Source organism: Pseudomonas sp. FW306-02-D09B (assembly GCF_058782685.1).
Genome location: NZ_JBYSXY010000021.1, coordinates 1 through 26,730 on the forward strand (window position 1 = coordinate 1; position 26,730 = coordinate 26,730).

General features: G+C 57.5%; 15 protein-coding genes and 2 pseudogenes. 8 read left to right on the plus strand and 9 right to left on the minus strand.

The features are described 5' to 3' along the window. Positions 1-131: 131 nt before the first annotated feature. Positions 132-1,058, minus strand: coding sequence for a YeeE/YedE thiosulfate transporter family protein (locus AC3WK5_RS25860; RefSeq protein WP_103318956.1), 927 nt, complete (start codon positions 1,056-1,058; stop codon positions 132-134). Positions 1,059-1,289: 231 nt separating this feature from the next. On the opposite strand from AC3WK5_RS25860, the gene AC3WK5_RS25865 reads away from it, so the two are divergent. Beyond that, complete coding sequence (locus AC3WK5_RS25865) at positions 1,290-2,699, plus strand: DUF2252 domain-containing protein (protein ID WP_103318958.1); 1,410 nt, start codon at positions 1,290-1,292, stop codon at positions 2,697-2,699. A gap of 167 nt (positions 2,700-2,866) precedes the next feature. Continuing rightward, positions 2,867-4,321: an ArnT family glycosyltransferase gene (locus tag AC3WK5_RS25870; RefSeq protein WP_103318960.1), complete on the plus strand. Its 1,455-nt coding sequence runs from the start codon at positions 2,867-2,869 to the stop codon at positions 4,319-4,321. Positions 4,322-4,407: 86 nt separating this feature from the next. Here the strand turns inward: AC3WK5_RS25870 and pmrG are convergent, their stop codons facing one another. Next, a complete protein-coding gene (gene pmrG / locus AC3WK5_RS25875) occupies positions 4,408-5,082 on the minus strand; it encodes a lipopolysaccharide core heptose(II)-phosphate phosphatase PmrG (RefSeq protein WP_054598184.1) in 675 nt (224 codons plus the stop codon). A gap of 392 nt (positions 5,083-5,474) precedes the next feature. Here pmrG and AC3WK5_RS25880 point away from each other — a divergent pair. The 6 genes and pseudogenes from AC3WK5_RS25880 to AC3WK5_RS25905 all read left to right on the plus strand — a co-directional run. After that, positions 5,475-6,401: pseudogene (locus AC3WK5_RS25880) on the plus strand (methyl-accepting chemotaxis protein); the annotation flags it as partial. 144 nt (positions 6,402-6,545) lie between these two features. Next, positions 6,546-7,259 (plus strand): methyl-accepting chemotaxis protein, encoded by a 714-nt coding sequence (locus tag AC3WK5_RS25885; RefSeq protein WP_404943199.1) that lies wholly within the window; start codon positions 6,546-6,548, stop codon positions 7,257-7,259. Positions 7,260-7,482: 223 nt separating this feature from the next. After that, positions 7,483-10,044 (plus strand): Tc toxin subunit A, encoded by a 2,562-nt coding sequence (locus tag AC3WK5_RS25890; protein ID WP_103318964.1) that lies wholly within the window; start codon positions 7,483-7,485, stop codon positions 10,042-10,044. Between the two features lie 28 nt (positions 10,045-10,072). Beyond that, positions 10,073-14,152: a Tc toxin subunit A-related protein gene (locus tag AC3WK5_RS25895; protein WP_256585286.1), complete on the plus strand. Its 4,080-nt coding sequence runs from the start codon at positions 10,073-10,075 to the stop codon at positions 14,150-14,152. Further along, complete coding sequence (locus tag AC3WK5_RS25900) at positions 14,152-18,639, plus strand: SpvB/TcaC N-terminal domain-containing protein (protein ID WP_103318966.1); 4,488 nt, start codon at positions 14,152-14,154, stop codon at positions 18,637-18,639. The genes AC3WK5_RS25895 and AC3WK5_RS25900 overlap by 1 nt, the downstream gene beginning before the upstream one ends. Further along, the gene (locus AC3WK5_RS25905) at positions 18,636-21,437 is read left to right on the plus strand and encodes an RHS repeat-associated core domain-containing protein (RefSeq protein ID WP_103318968.1); all 2,802 of its coding nucleotides are present in this window, start codon (positions 18,636-18,638) and stop codon (positions 21,435-21,437) included. Before AC3WK5_RS25900 ends, AC3WK5_RS25905 begins: the two co-directional genes overlap by 4 nt. 43 nt (positions 21,438-21,480) lie before the next feature. Here AC3WK5_RS25905 and AC3WK5_RS25910 read toward each other — a convergent pair. The 7 genes and pseudogenes from AC3WK5_RS25910 to AC3WK5_RS25940 form a co-directional block, all read right to left on the minus strand. After that, positions 21,481-21,585, minus strand: a pseudogene (locus AC3WK5_RS25910) (VOC family protein); the annotation flags it as partial. A gap of 17 nt (positions 21,586-21,602) precedes the next feature. Next, entirely contained in the window at positions 21,603-22,022 is a 420-nt protein-coding gene (locus AC3WK5_RS25915; protein ID WP_103318970.1) for a type II toxin-antitoxin system VapC family toxin, read from the minus strand. Continuing rightward, positions 22,019-22,264, minus strand: coding sequence for a FitA-like ribbon-helix-helix domain-containing protein (locus AC3WK5_RS25920; protein ID WP_054594108.1), 246 nt, complete (start codon positions 22,262-22,264; stop codon positions 22,019-22,021). The genes AC3WK5_RS25915 and AC3WK5_RS25920 overlap by 4 nt, the downstream gene beginning before the upstream one ends. A gap of 82 nt (positions 22,265-22,346) precedes the next feature. Next, positions 22,347-22,715 (minus strand): glyoxalase superfamily protein, encoded by a 369-nt coding sequence (locus tag AC3WK5_RS25925; protein WP_054594109.1) that lies wholly within the window; start codon positions 22,713-22,715, stop codon positions 22,347-22,349. A 120-nt stretch (positions 22,716-22,835) separates the two neighbouring features. Then, positions 22,836-24,293, minus strand: a complete 1,458-nt coding sequence (locus AC3WK5_RS25930) for a D-aminoacylase (RefSeq protein ID WP_103318972.1) — start codon at positions 24,291-24,293, stop codon at positions 22,836-22,838. A gap of 1 nt (position 24,294) precedes the next feature. Continuing rightward, positions 24,295-25,155, minus strand: coding sequence for a MurR/RpiR family transcriptional regulator (locus AC3WK5_RS25935; RefSeq protein ID WP_054594111.1), 861 nt, complete (start codon positions 25,153-25,155; stop codon positions 24,295-24,297). Between the two features lie 16 nt (positions 25,156-25,171). After that, a complete protein-coding gene (locus tag AC3WK5_RS25940) occupies positions 25,172-26,521 on the minus strand; it encodes a GntP family permease (protein ID WP_103318974.1) in 1,350 nt (449 codons plus the stop codon). Between the last annotated feature and the right edge of the window lie 209 nt (positions 26,522-26,730).

Genomic DNA, 26,730 nt, shown 5'->3' on the forward strand with positions numbered 1-26,730 from the left:
CTGGACTGCGTAGCAGGCCCAATTCAGGGCCGCTTCGCGCCCCAGCGGGAGCAAGCTCCCTCGCCACAACTGCGGATGTGCCTGAAACATCGGCTTAAGTGAACAGTATTGCGGCCCTACACCGGACTTTTTCATTTCAGAGCGGTCCTGCCCCCCCACCACCGCTTCACCCACAACGTCCCCACAATCCCCACGACAATAGAGGCCAATGGCAACGTCGAGGTCAAATTCAGCGTCGGGAATACCAGCAAAATCTGTGAGTCGTTGCCGCCGAGCATCATCGACGCGCCAATGCCCATCAGCACCCCGGCCAATAAGTGCACGCATGCCTTTGACAGGTTGAACGGCTGATAGCTGAAAGTCTTGCGGCGCAGGGTGAAGCTGAGCATGCCCACCAGCAACATCACGAACACCACGACGCGCTGGCCGGTGAGGGTCGTTTGTTCGGGCATCCAGAACAGCTGTGACAGGTGGTAAAAGAACACGCTGGGCGTCCATTGCGGTTCGAAGGTGTACAGCGCGCTGGTCAGCGCCCCCAGCAGCATGCTGGAGAACACCAGATGTTTGTCGCCGTGAACATAGGCCAGAAACAGCAACGCCATCAGCACCACACCCAGGGTGAGCAGGTAGTGGCTGCTGGAGATTTCGGGCATCAGCAGGGTTCTGTGCTCGGGCAACATGTTGAGCCGATACCAGAGCACAATCCCCAGCACCCAGCCGACAATCGTAAAGGCTTTATTGAGATTGCCGCAGGTGAGTTTGGTCAGGGTGCCGACGCTGCAACCGTCGTTGAGCACCGAGGCGACGCCAAATAACAGTCCGCCACCGATCAGCAACGGATACCCGACTTCGGGCGTGAACAACGGCTGGCTGATGCCGAAATGGTGATAAAGCGGCGCCAGGAGCAGGCCAAACAACCCGCAGGAAACCAGTGCTACGAACAAGGTGGGCCGGCGTTTGAGCATTAAAGCGCTGGCTTTGACCAGGCACATGCCCATCCGCTGCGAAACCCAGCCAATCAGGAATGCCAGCAACCACGCGATCAGCAACGAAAGCACACGCCTCCTGACACCTCGACAGGCCCATCGATGGGTTAAAGACTAGTCGGCTTTTCAGTGGGCTCGCCAAGGCGACAACTACGCCATCGTATCGACCCGCTCAATGTTGTCAGCCAACGCAAAGACTGGCTAACAGCGGGATTCCTGCTAGCTTTCAAGCGAGTCCTACACTTCGCCAAGCGGCGCCTTCCCCGCCTGCGCCAGCCATTCAGCCCACCTCGAAGGGACCTCATGAACACCCTCAAAGACCGCCTGAAACAGGGTAAGGATGCGCGCAAGCAGTGCTCGCGCAATGACCAGGCGCTGCACGGGAAGACCGATCGCGACCCAGTGCCCTTGATCAAAGCCTCCAGTGCAGGGCGAATCCGTTCGCTGAACGAATTGCGCTTCGGGCGCATGCTGGTTTCGCCTTTCGCCTTCTATCGTGGCAACGCTCTGCTGCACGCCCACGACCTGTCCGGGACGCCGGACATGGGCCTGCATTCAACCATTTGCGGCGACTGTCACCTGATGAACTTCGGTGGTTTTGGCACGCCGGAACGCAACCTGCTGTTCAGCGTCAACGACTTCGATGAAGCTCACCCGGGTCCATGGGAGTGGGACCTGAAACGGCTGGTGACAAGCTTTCTGGTCGCCATTCGCGACCTGCGCCACGTTGCGTCAGTGGAGGAAGACATCTGTCGCCGCGTGGTCTCAGCCTATCAAGAGAGCATGGCCGAATGCGCCGAACAGAGCGCCCTGGAGATCTGGTACGACGCCCTCGGTTACAACGAATTGCTCAAACAGGAACCCTCCACCAGCACGCTGGAGCATGTGAAAAACGCCATTAACAAAGCCGAGCATCGTACCCATGCCGAACTGCTGCCCAAGATATGTGAGCGCGATAAACACGGCCGCTTGCTGATCCGTGATGATCTGCCACATATCTTCCATCTGCACAAAGACTCCACGCTACTGGACGCCAATGATGACTGGATGCGCGTGGACGATTGGCGACCACCGTACGACAGCCTCATGCACGATTACCGAGCCACGTTGATGGGCGATCGTCGTGATTTGCTGGCGCGCTTCCAGGTCCAGGACCTGGCGTTCAAAGTCGTTGGGGTGGGCAGCGTCGGGACGCGCTGCCTGGTTGCTCTGCTGACCGACGATCAGGAGCGACCGCTGTTTTTGCAGCTCAAGGAAGCACGCCGTTCGGTGATTGCCGATTACGTCAAAGCCAAATCGCGGATACGTCACGACGGCCAGCGCGTGGTTGAAGGCCAGCGCCTGATGCAGTCGGCCAGCGATCTGTTTCTCGGTTGGACCACCAGCCCCAACGGCCAGCACTTCTATGTGCGCCAGCTACGGGACATGAAAATATCGGCGGAGCTGGAAACCTTCGATGCCGAAACGTTTTCCGCGTATGGCCACATCTGTGGCAAAGCCCTGGCTCGAGCCCATGCCAAAGCCAGCGGACAAGCTGCACAAATCAGCGGTTACATTGGCAAGAGCGAGGTTATGGCCAATGCCCTGTTCAAGTACGCCAAGGCCTATTCCGACCAGAACGAGCGCGACTTCGAACGCTTTCAACGAGCCTGCCGCAAAGGCAAACTACAGGCCCGTTCGGAAACTGATTTTGCCGCTGATCATCTGCCTTAGGTGCGCACCTCAATCAATGCAAAGGGTGACCGACCCGGTTCTACTGAGCTATAAACCGGTCGCTCTTGCGCATAATTTTTCCGATTCACATTTTGTTAAGAAGTGGCCTCGTATACTTCCGAGTCCTGTTTTACTCTCGGCCCTCATCCTTTGGTAGCCTGATGCCTATGTCACGCCCCGCCCCACTCCTGTTGTTACTCACATGCCTGCTGTTCTTCTTCGCCCTTGGCAATCACCAGTTGCAAGGTTCCACCGAACCCCGCGTTGCCGGGATTGCGATGGAAATGCACCTGGACAATGACTGGGTGACTCCGCGCCTGTTCGGTCAGCCCTTTCTAGAAAAACCACCGCTGAGCCTTTGGCTCGATGCCGGAGCGATCCGTGCGTTTGGTGGCACGCCATTGGCCGTGCGCCTGGCCTCGGCCTTCGCCGGGTTGTTCAGCGTGATGCTGCTGTACACCATGCTGCGCCGATTTGGCCGTCCAACGACCATCGCCTGGGTTGCCGGGATCATGCTGGCGACCATGGCCAGTTACTGGGGCAACGTTCGCGGTGTTGGCGAAGATGCACTGCTGAGCCTGGGCGTAACCCTGGCGCTGCTGTCGTTCTATCAGGCTCATCGCCAACATGCCGAACAGCGCGCAGCCTTGGGTAGCTGGCTGCTCTTCGCTGTCGGCATCGCCATCGCCACGTTGAGCAAAGGTGTGCTGGGCCTGGCAATGCCGGGGGTGGTGATCTTCGCCTACCTGCTGGCCGAAAGCCTGATCGACAAACGCTTCAGCCTGCCGCGCTGGATGGGGCCGGCACTGGCGACCCTGCTCGGGCTGATCCCTTTGGTGATCTGGCTGTTCATGCTCTATCAGCGCGGTGGCTCGCAGGCACTGGCCGAAGTGCTCCTGACCAACAGCGTCGGGCGCTTCAACGGCTCGTTCGTTGAAGCCGGCCACTACGAGCCGTTCTATTACTACCTGGCCAAACTGCCGGAAGCCTTCCTGCCGTGGAACATCCTGGTGTACCTGGGGTTGTGGCATTTCCGTAAGAGCCTGGTGAACAATCGCTACCTGCTGTTTTTTACGCTGTGGCTGCTCGCCCAGTTCTTCATGCTGACCCTCGCGTCGAGCAAGCGCACGGTGTACCTGATGTCGCTGACGCCGGCCGCCGCCGTACTGGCCGCAGAATATGCGGCAGTGTTATACGAGCGCTTGCGCAAGCACACCGAAGCATCAACGTTGCTCGGCAAAATCGCCCGCAATCGTCGCGGTATCGCAATCGGCATCATCAGCGTGCTGTTCGTCAGTTATCTGGCCGCAGCCCAATGGATCGTCCCGCGTGCTGACCGCAAACTGTCGTTCCTGCCATTGACCGAGCAAATCCAGACCATGCAGGCCAACGGACAAGAAGTTGCGCTGTATCAGGCGAACGAACGGACTGCCGGGGCAACGGTGTTCTACACCCACACCCTGCTCAAGGACTTGCAGACCGAAGCCGAGCTGACGGCATTTCTCGCCGCCTCTCCCACGCATGTGGCGCTGATTGCCGCCGAGACTGAGCCCAAGGCCCCGTTGAAGGTACTGAAGAAAATGCTGGTGGGGCGTCAGGATTACTATTTCGTCGCACAGTAAAACGGCCAGCAAAAAAAACGGCACCTGATACAGGTGCCGTTTTTTATTGCCTGGCAAAAGTAGCCTGGGAGGATCAACCCTCCGGGCTATTTGATATCGACTGATTGCCAGTCAGAGGCTTCGATCAGCCCCAGCAGTTTCGGCTGGGTTTGCGCGGTATCCAGCGTAAAAAACAGCGACGCGCCATACCCAGGGGTCGATGCTGGCAACTTCAGTTCTTTTTCCAGATCCGCCATGCACTCGCTGTGGGTGACCAGCACCAGGTTACGGCCGGCGACCTTGTGCGCCAGCACGTCACGCAGCATCGTGCCTTTGCAGTTGAAGAGCCAATCCTGGGCACTGCCGAGCGTATTGAACATATAGCGCGACGTTTGCGTGGTCCGCGTCAACGGACTGTTGTAGATGTCGGCGTTAGTCAGGCCCAGGTGTGCGAATTGCGAACCTATCCCGACAGCCACCGCACGCGCGCGTTCGGTAATGCCATCGGCACTGTCCAGGCAAGGGGCAGTGGAGTGGTCGCATCGCTCAACGTGACGGATCAGCACAATCGTATCGCCCTTGGCCCAACTGGCCGCCAGGGCCTTGTCCCCGGCAATGTTGCCGTGGGCCAGGTCCGCCGGACCGACTGGGCGCAGCAGCCAGAATGCCAACGCGATAACAAAGAGTGATGCCAGTAGTGCAAGGGCAATGTATTTAGCGCGAGTGAGCCCACCCCGGTTCAGTGAACGCTTGATACCCGCAAAACCCAATCTTGACTCCACCTTCACACTGCCTCGGACACACGAATACCCAATTGTACGGGCAACATTAAAAGTCGATGCGTAAGTACCCAGTGAAATGAATGTGAAAAAATGCTCAACCGACAAGCATGCCCCGTATTTTCTTGTTACGAAAAACGTTTCAGCTATCGCGCCTGCCGCCGATACGCCCTCTACGAATACATTCTGCTGGCCTCCAAAAACAATAATCTTCCAGCCAACTGACGATAAGCAGCACAACGTTCCTGGAGGAATTTTTGATGAATAGCTGGTTCGCCAACATCAGCGTCAACCTGAAGCTGAGCTTAGGCTTCGGCCTGGTGCTGGCCCTTACGTGCATTCTCGCCCTGACCGGCTGGACCAGCCTGGGTGGACTGATCGACCGCAGCAACTGGATGAGCGATATCACTCAGCTCAATGCGGGTCTGACCAAACTGCGGGTTACCCGTTTGCAGTACATGCTGGCCAACGGTGACGAAACCGTGGCGCAGACTGTGCAAACCGCCCTCGACGGCTTCAAGGCCCAGCAGCAAAAACTGCTGTCGAGCCTCAAGAGCCCGGAAAACCTCAAGCTGCTCAATGAACAGGGCACAGTCATCGATGCCTACCAGCAATCGCTGAACAAAATGCGCAGCGCCTATCGGACCGTGAGCAGTGTGCGTCAGACCATGGGTGAGAATGCCGAAAGCGCCAACACGCTGATCAATGACATCGACACCCGTGTGCGCCAGATGCCCTTGAGCGATCAACGCTTCGAACAACTCCTGGCCATCACCGAAGCCAAGGAACAGTTTCAGCTCGCCCGCTACGAGGTTCGCGGTTACATCGCTGACAGCAATCCGGCCACCGAGCAAAAAGCCTTCGCCCAGATGGACGCGGCCATTGCCAGCCTGAAAACACTCAACACGCATTTCGCCGACAGCCAGCAAGATGCGTTGCGCCAATTGCAAAGCGCCTTGCTCAATTACCGCAACGCATTGCAGGCCTACAAAGCGGCCAACAATGACGCGGTCGTGGCTCGCCAGGAAATGACTGTCCAGGGCAATGACATCGTTACGCGCAGTGACGCGCTGTATCAGATCCAGCTGGATCGCCGTGACGCCGAAAGCACTCAGGCGCGTACCCTGCAACTGATCAGTACAGTGCTGGCATTGCTGGTTGGCGTTCTCGCGGCCGTGATCATCACCCGACAGATCACTCGCCCACTGCGCGAAACCCTGGCGGTGGTCGAACGCATCGCCGGCGGCGACCTGACCCATGATGTCCACGTCACCCGTCGTGACGAACTTGGCGTATTGCAGCAAGGCATCGCACGGATGGGCGTCACCCTGCGCGAACTGATCAGCGGTATCCGCGACGGCGTCACCCAAATCGCCAGCGCTGCCGAAGAGCTGTCGGCGGTGACTGAAGAAACCAGTGCCGGGGTCAACAGCCAGAAAATCGAAACCGATCAGGTTGCCACCGCCATGCACGAAATGACCGCCACCGTGCAGGAAGTCGCGCGCAACGCCGAAGAAGCGTCGCAAGCGGCAGCAGCGGCTGACGGTGAAGCCCGCGAAGGCGATAAAGTGGTCAACGAAGCGATCGCTCAGATCGAACGCCTGGCCAGTGAAGTGGTGCGTTCCACCGAAGCCATGACCGTGCTGCAACAGGAAAGCGACAAGATCGGCAGCGTCATGGACGTGATCAAGGCAGTGGCCGAACAGACCAACCTGCTGGCGCTCAATGCTGCCATTGAAGCGGCACGCGCCGGTGAAGCCGGCCGTGGTTTCGCCGTGGTTGCTGACGAAGTGCGTGGCCTGGCCCAACGCACGCAGAAATCCACCGAAGAAATCGAAGGCCTGGTCGCCGGCCTGCAGAACGGTACCCAGCAAGTCGCCGCGGTGATGAACAACAGCCGCAGCCTCACCGACAGCAGCGTCGAGCTGACCCGCAAGGCCGGTGTATCACTGGAAAACATCACCCGCACGGTGTCGAACATCCAGTCGATGAACCAGCAGATCGCCGCCGCTGCCGAGCAGCAAAGCGCGGTGGCCGAAGAGATCAGCCGCAGCATCATCAACGTGCGCGACGTCTCCGAGCAAACGGCTGCCGCCAGTGATGAAACAGCCGCGTCCAGTGTTGAATTGGCACGGCTGGGTAATCAGTTGCAGATGATGGTCAGCCACTTCCGCGTCTGACCTGCCAACCTTCAATACTCTCGGCCCGTAACGCGCCCATTCAGCCCCTTTCCTGCAACTGGTATGGGGGCTGAATACCGGCGTTCTCTCAACGATAAATCCGAACAACGGATTGCTTTTTCGTACAACCCAATCCCCAGCCAACCTACCGCGATTCCAGACTGACTCCTGTACGTTTTCTTCTGCCCAAGAACATTCCGTTCGAACAGGAGAATGACAAGACATGGACGTAAGCAACGGCTCGCTGTTACACAGGTTGATTGACTCTCCAGGCAACGAAGACCAGACAAAAGCAGACTTCAAGACAGCCATGCAGCGCATGGGCTTTGAGTCGGTGTTCGACATCGTGCGCATGACCAAAGAGGAGTTCACCCTTGAACTCGCCAGGCATACCGACGCAAACGCCGAGCAGGCGTATGGCAACGCGCTGAGCTATGCCCGACAGATCAGCCGTCTGTATCAGGAGCATCAGCTGTCATCCGGCGATGCCAGTCGACGTGTTCGGCGCAGTGTTGGTACCGAGTCGACGTCAGGGCCCGCCACCTATCAAGCATTGTTCAACGAGAATTGGGAGCAGTTTTGCAAGGACGGTGATATCGCTGCAATCGACTCGCCAGTGGCCTATCTGCGAGTGCTGTATCTGTTTGCCGGGAAACTGGAAAAATCGTCCACACACCCCAACAAGATCACCCTGGAGAAGAGGCGTCCGGACCTCAAAAACCTGATGCTGGATCACCAGAGTGCCTTCGCAGCAAAGCCGATGCTGAGCATCGTCAATGACACCTTGAGCAGTCATGTCCAGGAACACCTGAAAAAAACCAACAACGCGAAGTCCGTTCACGAAGTATTGGCCAGCGAGCGCTACCCGCTCTCTCTGCCCTATGACCTTCATCATCACCAGTGCTTGCTTGGGTTGGGTGCAGATAAACCGGCACTGGGCGAGTTGAATTATCAGGTCAGTCTGAAACTGCCTTTTTTGCTCGACGAGTCTGAATACGGAAGCATTTCCAAGCCCTCTTCCGAGGCTCAGAGACTGATGTCCGGCCTGAGCCCGGAGCAGCAGAAGATACTGATCGAGCCACTCGCCCCCGATATAGAGGTGAAGGCTTACGGTACTAAAGTCTCCGATCCAAGGCTTAGCGTTGAGCGCTTCAAGGAGCTTACCGGGCTGACGATGGAGCAGATTGATCAGTTGCTGGCGCAGGGTAAACACCGTCCGAAAGCCTCAACCAACAGCCCGGGGGCCGGTCGTCATTTTTATGGCTGCGAGTACATCAACACGGCGTCAGCTCGCGACAAGATAATGGTGGTAGCGACGAGCCCCCCGACGTTCAATATCCTCCCCGTAATTTGTTTTGACGTCCTGTTGCGTATGGTCCGACTGCAACGCTGGACCGGTATCCCCGCGACCGAACTGGACACACTGCTCGTCAACGCCATGCACTCGGACGGCACGACATCACTGCCCGGCCTGAAATCACTGTGGCTCAATCCAAACACCTTCCGCGTCCTGGGGGTGTATCGATACCTGAATCAGCGTTACGGCATCGCGCCCGAGGAGTTTGCTTCGCTACTGCACGACATGCCGACATCCGCTTGCGGTGATCGTGCTCCGTTGTTCGATCAAGTGTTTAACCGCACTCAATTGCTCCCGAATCCTCTGCTGCAGAACGAGGGACAGGACATTGATATCAAAGCCCCCAAATCGCAACCGAGCCTCAACTATCTCGGCGCGGGGTTGGGGCTGACCGTCACGCAAGACTCGCTGTTACTGCTCGCGGCACAGACCAAAGAACACCTTTCTTCGCTTAAACACGACTTACCCACGGTGTCTTCACTTTACCGCCAGGCCCGCATCGCACAGATGTTTGGCTTGTCGCCTGTCGAATGCACAGAAGTGGCGCGAACGCTGGGAGGGGAAGCGTTCTGCGAGCTGTTGGCTAAAGGTAAATTGAGCGACCCCTATAATCATTCAACCGACATACTTGACGTATTGATGGCCATGGAATGGGCGGTTGACTGGCTCAAGCAAAACAACCGTGATGTGCTGCAATGGTGTCGCTTGTTCAGTTCAACGAAGGACGACTTACCGTTCCCCCCTGAGCTGGAGAGACGGCTGGAGACATTTCAAGCGGACACCAATCCTTCTGCTGACCATCAACAGCGCCTGGTGGAAACGCTGCTGCATGACATTGCCGACATATCCGCCGAATACGTCCCCAGCGTGATGGCGATGGGCGACACCTCCACAATGGCAGTCGTCACGGAGATCAAAAACTTCTCGCCAGGAAAAATACCCCAATCGTTGGCGAAGGTCCTTCGCGCTGCCGGAGCCTGCAAGGGGCTGCACCTGAACAGCAGCACGCTACAGCAATTGATGAGTAATCCTGCGTGGCTCGCCTCGAACAGCCCAGGAACCCTGACACCTCAAACGCTGTACTTGCTCGAACGCTTCAGTCATTGCGCCCGCCATCAGCCGCAGTCAGAAGAAAACCTTCTGCATTACTTGCGTTTGGCGAATGAGGCCCCGGCGAAAGACTCCAACGGCCTGCTGGCCAACCTCCTGAACTGGAGCATCGAAGAGGTCAGTTGCCTGACCGCGCTATTAGGGCAAAACCGCGCCAGGACAATGGAGGAAGTGGATTGGATCATGCGCTGCCAAGCGTGCTGCAAGAGCACAGGACTCTCAGCAAGCTTCCTGCTCAACGCTACGGCCCTGACAGCCGACAGCTCAACATCCGACTGGAAAACCGTGGGTGAAGCCGTGCTCGCTGCCCGTCATTGACCCGTACACCTCTATTCAAGGATCGAATATGACCGTTGCCATTAAAAAGCAGCTTGATGAACGCCTGCGCGATGCACTGTTGGCGCTGTATCTGAACAAAGTCGTGCCCGTCGACGCCACGACAAAAAACCTCAAGCTCAAGACCGCCCAGGATCTCTACGAATACTGGTTACTCGATGTGCTGGTCAGCCAGGATGTGCCCACCACCCCCGTGGCCTGTGCCATTGCCAGCCTGCAGCACTACATCAATCGCATTCTGATGAACATGGAGCCCGGTTATGACTCGGCAACCGATGCTCCCGAGCATGTGCAGACATGGCGCAATGAGATGCACCAGTACCCAACCTGGGCCGCCCATCAAAAGCTGCTGTACTTCCCCGCGATTTATCTGGACCCCGGCCTGAGAAACAACAAGAGCGATAACTTCCAGCAACTGGAAAACGACCTCAGCCAAAACCGGATTCAACCCGATGCCGTTCAGACTGCCGTGCTGGCCTACCTGACCCGGTTCGAAGAAGTCGCCAACCTGAACATCCTCAATGGCTATATCGAGGGTGCAGATTTCGCCAACAGCACTTATTACTTCATCGCCAAATCCCGCAGCGAGAACACCTATTTCTGGCGTTCGCTGAACATGGCGCAACGCCCCCAAAAAACTGATCAACCCGACCCGTTCGCCTGGTCGGACTGGGAAAAAGCCGATGTGCCCATTCCGGATGACGCCATCGAGCATTCGATTCGCCCGGTCTGGTTCAACAATCGCCTGTTTGTCGTCTGGGCCGAATGCATTCATCAGGATCCTGCCGCCCACTCCAGCGAAAGCCAAACGACCAGGAACAATCCCCTGTTTCGGCTAAGCCTCAGCTACCGTAAACACGATGGCAGCTGGAGCACTGCGCGAACCTGCCTGCAGGGTTACGGCGACGATGTAACACTGCAAGACAAGGACTTGAGTTCAATCAAGTCGCTGACAGGTACCGTCGCCGTCCATCACCAGGAGCATTCGCAGGATTGCCTGCTCATTGGCCTATTCGTCAAACAACACGACATGGCCAATAACGGATTCATCTTCCTGAAAACGGCCAGCTTCGACAAAAACCTCACGCACAGCCCAGGAATATTCATCTCTAAAAAAGCCGCAGAAGAAGACCAACAGCACCCACATTACATACTGACAAGAGACTTTTTCACATTCCACAACAAAAGCTCGCTTCAACTAAAAATCTCTATACAAGCAAAGCTTGGCGCACGCAAGACATTAGAAAAACTCTCCACATCCGCTGAATTAAAGGATAAAAACGTAAAACCACTTGACGGAGGTTTCGCCCTTACCGTCGACATAAACTACGACTCAAGCACAACGAAGATCACCCTACGCTTCAGGTCCATCGGCACATTGGACATCGGTAGAGAGCCGGGTTCTTCATTTAACTACGTTGTACGGCGACCAGAGACCACAGTTTCGCCAACAGAAAGTACCTCTAACAACTCCGGCACAGCGACCATACCGAAAGATTACACATTTAGTTTCCACACCCAGAGATTCAGTGAAAGTGGCGAAAATTTTCACTACGGATATTGCATCACTAACAAAGAACACCAAAAAGAGTACTTCCTTGCTTCCATCAAGCTCAGGTTAGGTAACAACTTCCGCACTCCCGACATTAGACATTCGGACAAGGCACAGTTTCTCGACTTCTCAGGGGCAACGATATCGCTCAGCGAAAGCGGCCTGTCCGCCCGCCAGCCAATCAGACTCAATACCGTGTTTGCTGCCGAGATGATCCAACGTACCGAAAACAGTCTGGACAAACTGTTCAGTATGGAAACACAACGTCTGCCAGAGCCCAAAATTGCAGACACCGATTTCGGAACAACCATGGATTTCCACGGCCCTTACGGTCGTTACTTCACAGAACTGTTCCTGTACCTGCCGTGGCTGATCGCCCATCGGTTGAACACAGAACACCAATACGACGAGGCCGAACGCTGGATTCGCTACGCCTTCGATCCAGGCCGTAAGCAGTCCGGTTACTGGAATGCCGTCCCTTTGACCGGCCCCGATGTCCCTTCATATTCCAGCCAGGCACCTCACGATCCGCACCAGATCGCCCTTAGCCATCCTGTGCATTTTCGCAAGACGCTGTACTTCCTGTACCTCGACATTCTGATCAACCGAGGCGATGCCGCATACCGCGAACTGACACCCGATAGCCTCGGCGAGGCAAAGCGCTGGTATGTGCGGGCATTGGATCTGTTGGGGCCACGCCCGGTTGTTCAACAAGTCGATCAGTGGTCGGCTATCAGCCTGCAAGCGTTGAGCAAGGCACCCAGTAAAAGCCTGCGCACATTCGAAGATTCACTGATCCGTTCAAACCTGCAATTACGCGAAGGCAGTCCGCAGAAATCCTTACCCGCTATCGATACCCCGCATCTGCGTTTGCCGTTCAACCCGGAGTTGCTCAAGCGCTGGGACATCGCCGAGAGTCGTTTATACAACCTGAGGCATAACCTCGACATCGTCGGCAAGCCCTTGCATTTGCCGTTATTCGCGGCGCCATTGGACCCTCGCGCCTTGCTCAGCGCCAATGCATTGAGCGCCTCAAGCGGCGGAGCTTCGAACCTGCCGAGCACACAAATCCCGCACTATCGCTTCACGGTCATGCACAGTCAGGCCCTGAGTGCAGTGGAAAGTGTCAACCAGTTCGGCGCCACGCTGCTGTCGCTGATCGAGCGTAAAGAACAAACCCGGTTGCAGGAATTGCAGCAACAGCACGCCTGGGACCTGGCGAAAATGTCCGTCGGCCTGCAAACCCAGGCGCTGCGCATCGACCGGCAAAACCGCCAGGCCCTGCTGGCCAGCAAAGCGATCGTCCGGGGCCGAATCAGCCACTATCAGCAGTTGCTGGAGAAGGATGTCACTCAAGAAGAAGCTGCCGCCAGCCAACTGTACTTGAGCAGCGGCGCATCCGAACTGGCGGCATCAGCCTCCCAGGTCGTCGCGGGTGGCATGATGATGGTCCCCAATATTTTTGGTTTCAGTAATGGTGGTAGCCGCTGGGAAGGCGGGATGCATGCCGCCACTGCGCTCGCCCAAGGCTGCGCGATAGCGACTCGCACCGCGGCCAGCCATCTCGACCGTACGGCGCAATTCAGTCGGCGGCGGGAGGAGTGGACCCTGACCCGAGATCAGGCACAACTCGAACTGGACCAGATCGACGCACAACTCGCGCACTTCACCGAGCAGGAAACCGCCACACGCCTGCAATTACGCCAGACTGAAACAGCACTGAGCCAGACCAAGGCCAGCTACGACTTCCTCAGCAAACGCTTTACCAAAGCGCAGCTCTACCAATGGCTCAACAGCCAGTTTGCCACGCTGTACTACCAGGCCTACGACGCGACACTAGCCTTGTGCCTGGCCGCCGAAGCCTGCTGGCAATACGAGCGCGCCGACTTCAGCACACGATTTATTCAACCTGGGACCTGGAACACAACTTACCGTGGGCTTGGAGCGGGTGAGCAGTTGAAGCTGAGCCTGCTGAAAATGCAGGCCGAATATTTGCAGCGTAACGAGCGAGAACTGGAGATTCGTAAAACGGTGTCGCTGCGTCAGATCAAAGACAAGGACAGCTCCAGCTCAATCAACAAAGAATGGAAGGACCTTCAAATCGATCTGAAGGACGGTATCTGTGATTTCGAACTGACCCACGCCATGTTCGAAGACGATTACAAAGCCCAGAAGCATTACCTGCGACGCATCAAGACCCTCAGCGTCTCCTTGCCGGCTCTCCTCGGCCCCTATGAAAACATCCGGGCAACGCTGACCCAGACCGCAAGCAAAGTGTTCATGTCTCCAGGTGACCAAGGACAGCTCATGGAAAACAAGCGAGCCAGCCAGCAAATCGCCCTTTCCACCGGAGTCGACGACAACGGCCTGTTCACCCTGAACTTCAACGATGAACGCTACCTGCCCTTCGAATACACCGGCGCCATCTCCACATGGCGCCTGACCTTTCCCAATCCCGAAGCGCAGAAAGCCATGCTGGACTCACTGACCGACATCATCGTGCACGTGAGCTACACAGCCAGAGCGGGAGGTGCGTAATGAGTGAACAAAACGCATTGCCTGTCATCGCGCCGTCGCTACCAAAAGGTGGTGGTGCCATTCACAGCATTGGCAAAGGCTGGGGAGCCGTCGGCGCCCACGGCGCGGCCTCTTATGAGCTTGCCTTGCCGATTTCGCCGGGTCGTGGCTTCGCTCCCTCCCTGTCTCTGAGCTATGGCAGCTCGGTGGGTAACAGTGTGTTTGGTATCGGTTGGGGGATGTCATTGCCCACCGTCGGGCGACGCACCAGCAAAGGTGTGCCGGCCTATACCGAGGATGACGAGATTGTCGGCCCCAGTGGAGTTGTATGGTTGCCCGAGCGCGATCCACAAGGCGTCATCACCTCAACCCGCATCGACCATTACAACGACCTGGAACTAGGCGAAACCTATACCGTCACGCGCCACTTCCCGAGAATCGAAAGCAGCTTCGACCGCATTGAACATTGGGCCTCCCAGAGCGACAAAGCGGGTTTCTGGCTGGTGCACGGTGCTGATGGCAGCCTTCGCGTGTTCGGCAAGAATCCCGCATCGCGTCGTGCCGATCCGCAGGATTCGAACCGTGTCGGCGAATGGCTGCTGGAGGAGAGCCTGAACGCACATGGCGAGCACATCCTTTACCAGTACAAGGCAGATGGCGCCAAGGCCCAGCGCTATTTGAGCCGTGTGAGCTATGGCAATTTCAAGGCCGATGCGCACCTTTACTTATGGAAAGCCGATCACCTGAGGCTTGTGCAATGGCACTTCGAACTGCTGTTCGACTACGGCGAACGGAGCACGGCGTACGAACAGAAACCGGAATATGACGGCCAACAGTGGCAATCCCGCAGCGACGGGTTTTCCAACTTCGCCTACGGCTATGAATTACGTACAGAGCGCCTGTGCCGCCAGGTGCTGATGTTTCACCGCTTTCCCGATGAATTGGGTACCGACCCCGTTCTGGTCCGACGCCTGCTGCTCGATTACCGTCAAACGTCTCTGGGCTATCAACACCTGACCGCGGCCCATGAACAGGCGTTTGGCAACGCGATAACAGCCCATAGCCGTCCTCCCGTTGAGTTCAGCTACAGCCCGTTCAAGCTCCCGGCCGACGCCCACAACTGGCAGCAGTTTCAGGACATGCCCGGTCTCAACGACGGTCAGCGTTACCAACTGGTAGACCTGTACGGTGAAGGGCTACCGGGGGTACTTCATTCCAGTGAAAATGCCTGGTATTACCGTGAGCCCCTACGCGCCAAGGCCAAAAGCAATGAAGTGACTTACGATCAGTGGCGCGCCCTGCCGACGATCCCGACCGCCGATACTGCCAAACCTGTGCGCCAATCACTGAGCGACCTCACAGGCGATGGTCGACTGAACTGGGTCATTGCTCAGCCAGGATTGAGTGGGGTTTTCTCCCTGGGCCCCGATCGAAACTGGTCGAATTTTGCCTCACTCGATGCGTTCCCTACGGAGTTTTTTCATCCACAAGGACAGTTGGCCGATCTGATGGGCGAAGGGCTAAGCGACTTGACGCTGATAGGCCCGCGCAGCGTTCGGCTATATGCCAATCAACGAGAAAAGGGCTTTGCTGCTGCCCGCGAAGTGCCTCGGGAAGAGGACGAAGACGCCCTTCCCGTGCTCACGTCTTCACCCACCGAGCTGGTGGCTTTCAGCGATATCCTGGGCAGTGGCCAACCGCACTTGGTCCGTGTTCGCCACAATGAAGTGAAGTGCTGGCCAAACCTGGGACATGGACGTTTCGGTAAAGGCTTCGTGCTGGGCTCGCCGAAACTTGACTACGAGACATTCGACGCTTCACGTATTCGCCTGGCAGATCTGGACGGTTCGGGCGCCGCCGATCTGATCTACCTGCATGCGGACCATGCGCAGATATTCATGAACCGCTGCGGCAATGCTTTCGACCTGTCAGTTGCCCTGCCCTGGCCGCAAGGTGTGCGCTACGATCGTTTCTGCCAGGTGAGCATCGCTGACCTGCAAGGGCTCGGTTGTTCCAGCCTGATACTCAGCGTGCCGCACATGACAACGCAGCATTGGCGCTACGACTTCGTCAGTGAAAAACCGTATTTGCTCACTGGCACCAATAACAACATGGGCGCCGCCGGCAGCATCCGCTACCGAAGTTCGGCACAGGAATGGCTGGATGAAAAAGCAGAGAGAATCAAAGCCGGCAAGCCCCGCAGCTGTCATCTGCCCTTTGCCCTGCATCTGGTTTCGAGCCAGACCCAACTCGACGAGATTACCGGCAATCAACTGACCCAGAGCTTTTCCTATCGCCAAGGCTATTACGACGGTATCGAACGGGAATTTCGCGGCTTCGGCCTGTTGCTGCAAACCGACAGTGAAGCCAATCCCGGTGATGCCGACTCGCAAGGTTTTACGACACCGAGCCTGAAAAAGAGCTGGTTCCACACCGGACAAGCAGTGGACTTGCCCCGAACCGGTTATCACAGCGCTGACAAAGCAGCGGTGGCACTGGGCAAGGCACTGCTTTGCCAATACCAACCCGAGATCGGGGGCGACACACTCGTTACCCCTGATACTGCGACAACCCTCGAAATGGCGCGCGCCCTGAGTGGTCATTTACTGCGCTGCGAGATCCTCGGAATCGATACACGCCTGAAAACCAGAACGCTTTATTCGGTTCAGGAAAACCGCTATCAGGTCCGTCTGCTACAAGTGCCAGACAGTAGCCAGCGCTACGCCCGGATGTTGCCGCTGCCACTGGAGTCCATCAGTTACCAGTACGAGGGTATTACCGATGATCCGCAATGCCAGCACATCTTCAATCTGCAGCACGACAGGTTCGGCGCACTGATCCACAACGTAAGCGTCCACTGCGCCCGACGTAAAACCGACAGTGATACCCCGCCGTTCAGCGATGCCGACCAACAGCAATGGTGGCGCGATGCTCATGATCCGGCGCAACAGCTCTACTACCTGAACGAAACCCGCACCGAGTTCATTCATCTGGATTCACCCCAGGGATGGCGGTTGGGTCTGCCTTATCGCCAGCGTACCCATGCGTTGAAACGACCCAAGGCGCCTGCATCTGGAGGGCTGGCCACAAAGGACATGACTTACGAAAAGCTCATCGAACTCATCAAGGGAACCGACTGGACGACCCAGAGCATCCTGACGGGCCTGTCCGTGCAACGCTACAAGAACACTTCTACCGCAGAAACCTTGCCAGACGGCACCGCTCACTTCGAAGCCCTGGCCGACCATCTGGAAACCGCCGAGCTGGACGATACAGCCCTGAAAGCCTTCGATGTGTTGTCGCAAGCAACTCGCCCCAAGGGAAAACTGCTTGAACGAAGTGGCTATCACCGCATGACCGATTTTCTCCCGACGTCCACGTCCCCCAAAAAGCTCTGGTCAGTCAAAAGCGGTTTCTCGACCTACGCCACACTGGAGGGTTTTTACAAAAAAAAAACCCTCCAACCGAGCACAAGCCAGGGCGTGACCGAGATCAGCCACGACAAGTACGGCTGCCTCATCACCGCGTTCAAACTGCCCGATGGCTGCATCACCCAGGCCGCCTACGATTACCGCTCGCTAGCGCCCCGACGCATCACCGATCCGAACGGGAACATTCAAGAAGGCCTCTACGACAGTTTTGGCCAGATACTGGCCAGCAGTTTTTATCGCAGCGAGGGTAACAAGCTCACCGGTTTCAAACCTGTTGCCCAATACAGACGTCCGGTATTCACCCGTCCGAGCGAGGCGATCACCAACAAAGAAGACGCTCTGAAAGACGCCGCCATTGCCATCTATTACGCACCCTTTAGCTGGATGGGGCGCGCCTCGGACACCGCTCTGAAGGACACCGACTGGCTGACCCGTTGCGTAGCCAACGGCGACTTACTGCCGAGCGGACATATCTGTGCCTCGATTCGGCGTCGTCTGGCGGACCTTGAGACACTTTCGGCCGATGAAGCGAAACTGAAAGCCGAACTCGACATCTCGGCCCGCGAGCCGGTGCACATTGTTGCACTGACCGCCGATCGTTATCCCGATGACGACCAAAGGCAAATCCGAATCGCCGCGACCTGCAGTGACGGCTTTGGCCGGACACTGCAACAAAAGCTCAAGGTCGAGTCAGGAACAGCCTACGTCGTCAGCAACACAGGAGAGCTGACGCTCAACGGAAAAATACCGCAGCAACAGATCGCCGCGCAGCGCTGGCGCGTCAGTGAACGTGTCGAATACAACAACAAGGGATTGGCGATCCGAACTTACCGTCCTTACTTCGCCGATCAGCACCGCTACATCAACGATGTGTCCTTTCGGAAGTTCGGCCACTGCGATTTGCAGTTTTACGATGCATTGGGGCGACCGACTCACACACGACTCGCCAAACAAGGTGATCTTTCCTGTCTGCGGCGGCAAACCCGTCATCCCTGGTACACCGTGGATGAAGACGAGAACGACACACTCGAAGAGGTCATGCCCAAACCACTCCCGACAACCGGAGGTGAGGCATGAACGTACGCCTTCACCGCAAGACACCCACGATCAACGCCATCGACAGCCGTGGCCTGCCTGTGCGGCACATCGCTTACTGGCGCGGCAGCGCAGACGACAGCCCTCAAGCACGTATTACCCGCCAGGACCACGACACTGCCGGACACCTGGTTGCGCAGTGGGACCCACGACTGTTTGGCAAAATGCCAAAGGCCAATCTGACCACCGTCTACAGCCTGTCCGGCAAGCCGTTGTTGGTCGACAGTGTCGATGCCGGGTGGCGCCTGAGTCTGCCTGGCGACGCCGGACAGACACTGCGCAGCTGGGATCAGCGTGGCAGCCACTGGCAAACGAGCTACGACAATCAGCTACGGCCGACCGACATCCAGGAGCAAGCAGCAGGCCAGGATCTACGCGTAATAGAACGCTTCAGCTATGGCGATAATTCGTCAGCCGCTGCGGCGAGCAACCTGTGTGGTGCACTGACCCGTCACGATGACAGCGCCGGTACCCTGCTCATCCATGAATATGCACTCTGCGCCAAACCTGCTGGCCAGACACGGCGCTTCCTCATCGATCCCCGGCAGCCGCATTGGCCAACAGACGAGAAGGACCGCAATGTACTGCTTGAAAAGGGCGAGGGTCACAAAACGATCTGGCGCTACGACGCGCTCGCAGAGCTCATCCAGCAAATCGATGCCGGTCAGCACCAACAACGCTTCGCGTTTGATGTTGCGGGTCAACTCAAGTCCGTGAGCCTGAAAACAAAAGACGCCGTTTTCGAAAAAAACATCGTGAAGGATCTGCTCTACAACGCGTTTGGCCAAGTGGAATCCCAGACTGCCGGTAACGGGGTTACCAGTCGCGCCCTGTTCGATCCGGCCAGCGGCCGCTTGACCTCACTCGGCGCGTCCGTGTCTGGCAGCACCCTGCAGGACTTGCACTACACCTATGACGCAGTGGGCAATGTGACGCAGATCGAGGACAAGACCCAGCCAGTGCAATTTGGCAGCAACCAGCGAGTCGAAGCCATCAGCACCTACACCTACGACAGCCTTTACCAACTGACCAGCGCGACAGGCCGTGAAGCGGAAGGCCCCAACAACCAACCCCACCTTCCGATCTCCAGCAGAGCACCGATCGACGCCCGGCAATTGTTCAACTTTACCGAGCTTTATACGTACGACACCGGGGGCAACCTGAGCGAACTGCGCCATGTTCGCGATCGTAATAACTACACCCGGACCCTGAACATTGCCGCCGCAAACAATCGCCTCCAGTCCTGGAACAAGGGCGACTCAACTCCTGACATTGCAGCAAACTTCGATGCCAACGGTAACCTGCACGCGCTGCAACCGGGCCAGGCGCTGGAATGGAACACCCGCAATCAACTCGCCAGTGTCACGCTGATCCAACGTGAAGACGGGCACGATGACATTGAGCGCTACAGCTACGACAGCAGCGGTCAACGTGTACGCAAGATTCAAACTACGCACGCAGCCTCGGTGACTCACACCCGAGAAGTTCGCTATCTGCCGGGCCTCGAAATCCGCACCCGCACTCACGAACGACTGGAAGTCATCACCCTGCAGGCGGGTCGCTGTAGCGTTCGCTACCTGCACTGGACCCAAGGCCGACCGGCCGATATCGCGGCCAATCAAATACGCTACAGCCTTGATGACCATCTGAGGTCCAGCTCGCTGGAGCTTGACGACCAGGCGTCGCTGATCAGTCAGGAAGGTTATTTGCCTTATGGCGGTACGGCGTGGACGGCGTCCCGTTCGGCTGTGGAGGCCGATTACAAAACGATTCGATATTCCGGCAAGGAGCGTGATGCCAGTGGACTGTATTACTACGGGCACCGGTATTACGCGCCATGGTTACAGCGTTGGATCAGTCCTGATCCGGCGGGAGCGGTTGACGGGTTGAATCTGTATTGCATGGTGGGAAACAACCCGGTGAGATTTGTCGATCACAAGGGCCTGATGCGAGACGAAGACCTCAGAGAATTCGAGGATTGGGGCAGAGCCCGCTCACAGGAAATCATGGATACCGCTAACGGTGACCTTACCTATCGCTTGATGCCGGATGACTACGATAAAAGCTCTGATCAATTTTTAGACAAGAGATTGCTGAGGCAGGAATTTCTTGCTCACTCGTATGGATACATCAAAACGAGCGAAATTGGGCTCAGCGACTTTTTTAATATCCCAAAGCCTCAAGGCAGTATGAGGGGATATGCAGGGGTAGATATGCGTTACTCAGGCAACGCCACGAACGCCGGTCACTACTTGCAATTCGGAACCTACAGGATCAGTAACACGGCCGACTATGTGACCGATGTGTCCAACCGGTACGCCGCGGCGGGCAATGACATGTTCCACAATTTAACAATCGATGAAGACGTATTAAGAGATGCGCCTACGATCAGCAGGCTGTCCAGTAACGCCCATGAACTGCAACAACCTACGCGAGACTGGATAGCAACTCATATCGATAGAATGGGGGGGATCATGCCGATACTCGCCGGTGGCCCGGGGACCCATGCAGAAGTCCGACTGGTGAACTCAATTGTTGCGCTCTATCCGGATAGAGCGGAAAGGATGCTTGCCGACACCACTGTATTCACAGACACATTATCTCGGGGGTCTAACCCTCAGCCATTCCCTGCCTGCATTAACTGCAGCGGCATCATTCCGGAAGGGGTCAATATCCCGACCGGACGCAATCCCCCCGACTATGCGGGATACAACGCACGTGTCCAGCAAATAAACCAGGTACAACGCACGCGTCCGGGAGGTAGTCGGAATAGAAGATGACAGGTCTGTCTTGACTGACCCGCCACCCCATACATTTATCCGCTCAAACACAAATCGCATGGGTAAACACCAACCGATTCCCGAACGGATCGCTGACGGTCATGTCCTGGCTCCTCCAGGGCATGGCCTGAATCTGTGGATGAGCAAAGGTGATCAATCCAGCGCTCAGGCCTCCCACGGATTGATCATCTCAACCCCGGGAAACTCAAAGTCCCGAACATTGCGAGTAGCAATCGAGGCACCGTGAGTTCGGCAAATGGCGGCAATCTGCGCATCGGCCATCGACGCCGCTCGGCCGTTGGCTTCGCAGCCCGCCACCAGCGTCGCGTACTCGACAGCGGCATGAGCATCAAAAGGCAATATTCTTCCGGCAAAGTCCTCTTCGAACATCGCCATCGCATGCGCTTCAAGTTTCTGTTTACGCTTACCGAATGGCAGCCGGGCAATGCCATGGAGAATTTCTGCGACGGTAACCGCGCTGATTGCCAGATCCATCGCCGGTTGTGCGTCAACCCAGGCCAACACGTGTATATCGGGCTCAGCCCGCATGAACTCTGAAAGAACATTGGTATCGAGCACTATCATTCGGAGAAATCCACCGCTGTCGCTTTCTCCTGGCGCGAAGGCAAATCGAGTTCAACCCCACCGTTTGCGCTAAACCGGCTGCGGATCCGGCTACCAAGCCCTCCTGCCCGATCAACAGTGGCCAATGCTCTTCCCAGAATCAAACGGGCTTCTTCTTCCATCGAATGCCCATTGTGGGCAGCGGCTATTCGCAGTTGTTCTTTAATCTGGTCGTCAAGGTTTCGAATCGTGATGCTGGCCATGATGCCTCCTGCAATCAATGAAATCATTGATTGAGACTAGCACACCCCCCGCTTGTACAACTCAATAGACCGCCCAGCGGTCTCAAACACAAATCGCATTGGTAAACACCAACCGATTCCCGAACGGATCGCTGATGGTCATGTCCTGGCTCCCCCAGGGCATGGCCTGAATCTGTGGATGAGCGAAGCGGTATTCCTTGGCCAGCAATTGCTGCTGGAACACTTCCAGCTCATCGGTCTCGATGCGCAGCGCCGAACCCGGCGTAGCGTCGCCGTGGTGCTCGGACAGATGCAGCACGCATTCACCTCGCGACACCTGCAGGTAGAGCGGGAAGTTCGCCTCGAAACGGTGCTGCCAGTCGAGCGTGAAACCGAGGAAGTCGACGTAGAACTCCAGCGCCTTGGCTTCATCGAAGATCCGCAGGATCGGGGTGGTTTTACCGAAGCTCATTGCGCTACTCCCAAACTGAAAGGCCCCACTCTAAGTGGGTTGCATGACAGCGCTTCGGCTTGGGGAAGGCATTCTTTAATTGCACAGTGCCATCATTGTGATCAACCCCACAGATCACTGTTACCTGAAGCCTGAACCGAGAGTTCCTTCGCGCGCCAAAAACCGCCCTTCCCGACGTCCATTCGGCTGACCATCGATATAGCTGCGCACCCCATTGACCCACACACCTTCGATGCCTTCGGCCGAACGTTGCGGGTCGTTGAAATCCGCCACATCACGCACGCGCAACGGGTCGAACAGCACCAGATCCGCCCAATGCCCTTCGCGGATTTCACCGCGCTGTTTCAGGCCGAAACGCGCCGCCGAGAGCCCGGTCATTTTGTGCACCGCCGTGTGCAGCGGGAACAATCCGAGATCCCGACTGAAGTGTCCCAGTACCCGTGGAAATGCGCCCCACAACCGTGGATGCGGGAACGGGTCTTCCGGCAAACCGTCGGAACCGATCATCGATAACGGGTGGGCCAGAATGCGCCGCACATCCGCCTCATCCATGCCGTAATAGACTGCCCCGGCCGGTTGCAGGCGACGGGCCGCATCCAGCAACGGCACGCCCCACTCGGCGGCGATGTCCATCAGGTCGCGGCCGCCCACTTCAGGGTGTGGTGTCGACCAGGTGATGGTGATGCGAAATGCGTCCGTCACCTGTTTGAGATCCAGGGTCGAGGAGCTCGCCGCATACGGATAACAATCGCAGCCCACCGGATGGGTTTTCGCGGCGTGCTCAAGGGACGCCAACAGCTGCGGACTGCGCCCCCAGTTGCCGGCGCCAGCGCATTTGAGATGGGAAATGATCAGCGGACTTTTCGCGTGGCGAGCAATCTGGAATGCCTCGTCCATGGCCTCCAGCACCGGTTCGAATTCGCTGCGCAAATGGGTGGTGTAGACCGCGCCGAAAGCCGTCAGCTCTTCAGTCAGTTGCATGACTTCATCGGTAGATGCCGAGAAGGCGCTGGCGTAGGCCAACCCTGTGGACAAGCCCAGCGCACCGGCTTCCAGGCTCTCGCGCAATTGCTCGCGCATTGCGGCAATTTCGCTCGACGTTGCAGTGCGAAACAGGTCATCGAGGTGGTTGCTGCGCAGTGCCGTGTGGCCGACCAATGCGGCCACGTTCAACGTCGGGTTGGCCGCTTCGACTGCCGCCCGGTAATCACTGAAACGCGGATAAACAAAGGCTGCGGACGTACCGAGCAGATTCATCGGGTCCGGCGGATCGCCGCGCAAACTCACCGGCGAGGCGCTGATCCCGCAATTGCCAACAATCACCGTGGTCACGCCCTGGCTGAGCTTGGGCAGCATCTGCGGGTGGCGGATCACCACTGTGTCGTCGTGGGTATGTACGTCAATGAAGCCTGGCGCGAGCACCCGTCCGTCCGCGTCGATTTCCTCATCGGCGCTGGCCTCCTGCAAATTACCGATGCACGCGATCCGTCCGTTCACAATCGCCACGTCGGCGAGATAACCCGGCGTGTTGCTGCCGTCGATGATCAGGGCGTTGCGGATCAGCGTGTGGTACTGCATGTCAGTCTCCCAGCGGCAGATGATCATCGCCGCCACGGTAGTCGTCGAGGGCGAGCTTGATCCGCCGCAGACGTTCTTGATTGTCTTCAGGATTTGCCAACGCCAGCTCGGTGGCAAGCACGTCGATGGCCAGCAGCATGCCGTAGCGTGCCGCCGTCGGTTTGTAGATGAACGAGGTTTCGGCGCTTTGCAGCGGCAGCAGCACATCGGCCAATTGCGCCAGTGGCGAGTCGGCCAGGGTGATCGCCAGAATGCGTGTGCCGTAGCTGCTCGCCAACTCGACAGCCTCCAGCAGTTCCGGGGTGATGCCGGTCAGCGAACAGGCAATTAGCGCATGCTCCGCGCCCAAGGATGCGGCGGTCACACGCATCATCACCGGGTCATGACAGGCGGCAATCGGGTAGCCGAGGCGCACCAGCCGCACTTGCAGCTCATCGCTACAGAGTGTCGAGCAACCGCCCATGCCGAATGCGTGAATCATCCGCGCCTTGCCCAGCAATTTCACCGCGTCGGCGAAACGCGACTCATCGAACGCCGACAAATGTTGACGCAGCGTCGACTCGATATCGCCGACGATCTGCCGATAAAACGCCGACTGCTCCGGCGTTCCCGCCGGGTCGAGAAAACGACTGCCGACCCCGCTGGCCTGCGCCAGTTGCAAGCGCAAATCGCGCAGGTCACGGCAGCCGACGCTGCGGGCAAAACGCGAGAGTGTCGCGCTGCTGACCTCGGCTCGCAGTGCCAGTTCGTCGAGGCTCGCTGACGCAGCGAAGCCCACGTCGTCGAGCATCAACCGGGCAATCCGCCCTTCACCGGCGCTGAAGGAATCCTGACGCGCGCGAATCTGATAGAGGATGTCCATTTACCGCACCTGCTGTTCAAAGCACATAGGAAAGACCAAGGGTCAGGCCGAACGCGATCACCGAAATCAAGGTCTCGAGCACCGTCCAGGTCTTGAAGGTCTGGGTCACGGTCATATTGAAGTACTCCTTGATCAACCAGAAGCCGCCGTCATTGACGTGAGAAAAGATAACCGAGCCCGCACCTGTCGCCAGCACCAGCAGCTCCGGATGGGGATAGCCCAGACCAATGGCCACTGGCGCCACAATGCCTGATGCAGTGGTCATGGCGACGGTCGCGGAACCGGTGGCAATGCGCATCAAGGCCGCGAACAGCCAGCCCATCAACAACGGCGACAAGTGAAACTCATGGGCCAGGCCGACGATCTGGTCAGTCACCCCGGCGTCCACCAGAATCCGGTTCAAGCCACCGCCGGCGCCCACCAGCAAGGTAATGCTGGCGGTTGGTGCCAGGCACTCATTGGTGAATTTGAGGATCGATTCGCGGTTGAAACCCTGGGCCAGACCGAGGGTCCAGAAGCTCAGCAACGTCGCCAGCAACAGGGCGATCACCGAGTTGCCGATGAACAACAGGAATTGGTTGAAAGCGCTGCCCGGCGTGGAGATCAGATTGGCCCAGCCGCCAATCAACATCAGCACCACCGGCAGCAAAATCGTCGCCATGGTGATGCCGAAACCCGGCAAGCGGTCGCGCGGCTCGCGCTCGATGAACTGTCGCTCCAACGGGTTTTCCGCAGGCAACCGGATGCGCGGCACGATGAATTTGGCGTACAGAGGACCGGCAATGATCGCCGTTGGGATGCCGATCAGAATCGCGTAGAGCAACGTCTGCCCCACCGAGGCCTGATAGGCCTGCACCGCGAGCATCGCTGCCGGATGCGGCGGCACCAGCGCATGCACCACCGAGAGCCCGGCAACCATCGGCAAACCGACCATCAGAATCGACACGCCTACCCGCCGCGCCACGGTAAAGGCAATCGGCACCAGCAACACAAAGCCGACCTCGAAGAACAGCGGCAGGCCCACCAGAAAGGCGATGCAGACCATCGCCCAATGCGCGTTTTTCTCGCCGAAACGCTCGATCAGCGTACGCGCCATCTGCTCGGCACCACCGGACTCGGCCATCATCTTGCCGAGCATCGTGCCCAGCGCCACCACCAGCGCGATGTGCCCCAGGGTCTTGCCGACGCCCGCTTCATACGCACCCACCACTCCCGACGGCGGCATCCCGGCGAGCAGCGCCAGACCAATGGAAACCAGGGTAATGACAATGAACGGATTGAGTCGGTAACGGGCGATCAGAACGATCAGCGCAATGATGGCGATAGCGGCATAAACCAGCAGCCAATAGCCGAAGGACGGTGCCATGCGGTACTCCTCGAAAAGGGTCACGTCGATGTGTTGTGAAACCCATAAATCATTTCGAGGAGCAGCTTTCAAACCCGATGAAAGTAATTTTCGTGAAGAGACAAGAAATGTCGCTCACAGATATGCCATGTCGTGATTAATGAAAATGCGCGGTGAGTATTTTCATGGGGCAGAACGAGAACACCGACGGCTGCTGGTGATGGCAAGGA

Coding starts and splice junctions, on each gene's coding strand:
- AC3WK5_RS25865 (WP_103318958.1), top strand. CDS start 1,290: ATGAACACCCTCAAAGACCGCCTGAAACAGGGTAAGGATGCGCGCAAG.
- AC3WK5_RS25870 (WP_103318960.1), top strand. CDS start 2,867: ATGTCACGCCCCGCCCCACTCCTGTTGTTACTCACATGCCTGCTGTTC.
- AC3WK5_RS25885 (WP_404943199.1), top strand. CDS start 6,546: ATGCACGAAATGACCGCCACCGTGCAGGAAGTCGCGCGCAACGCCGAA.
- AC3WK5_RS25890 (WP_103318964.1), top strand. CDS start 7,483: ATGGACGTAAGCAACGGCTCGCTGTTACACAGGTTGATTGACTCTCCA.
- AC3WK5_RS25895 (WP_256585286.1), top strand. CDS start 10,073: ATGACCGTTGCCATTAAAAAGCAGCTTGATGAACGCCTGCGCGATGCA.
- AC3WK5_RS25900 (WP_103318966.1), top strand. CDS start 14,152: ATGAGTGAACAAAACGCATTGCCTGTCATCGCGCCGTCGCTACCAAAA.
- AC3WK5_RS25905 (WP_103318968.1), top strand. CDS start 18,636: ATGAACGTACGCCTTCACCGCAAGACACCCACGATCAACGCCATCGAC.
- AC3WK5_RS25915 (WP_103318970.1), bottom strand. CDS start 22,022: ATGATAGTGCTCGATACCAATGTTCTTTCAGAGTTCATGCGGGCTGAG.
- AC3WK5_RS25920 (WP_054594108.1), bottom strand. CDS start 22,264: ATGGCCAGCATCACGATTCGAAACCTTGACGACCAGATTAAAGAACAA.
- AC3WK5_RS25925 (WP_054594109.1), bottom strand. CDS start 22,715: ATGAGCTTCGGTAAAACCACCCCGATCCTGCGGATCTTCGATGAAGCC.
- AC3WK5_RS25930 (WP_103318972.1), bottom strand. CDS start 24,293: ATGCAGTACCACACGCTGATCCGCAACGCCCTGATCATCGACGGCAGC.
- AC3WK5_RS25935 (WP_054594111.1), bottom strand. CDS start 25,155: ATGGACATCCTCTATCAGATTCGCGCGCGTCAGGATTCCTTCAGCGCC.
- AC3WK5_RS25940 (WP_103318974.1), bottom strand. CDS start 26,521: ATGGCACCGTCCTTCGGCTATTGGCTGCTGGTTTATGCCGCTATCGCC.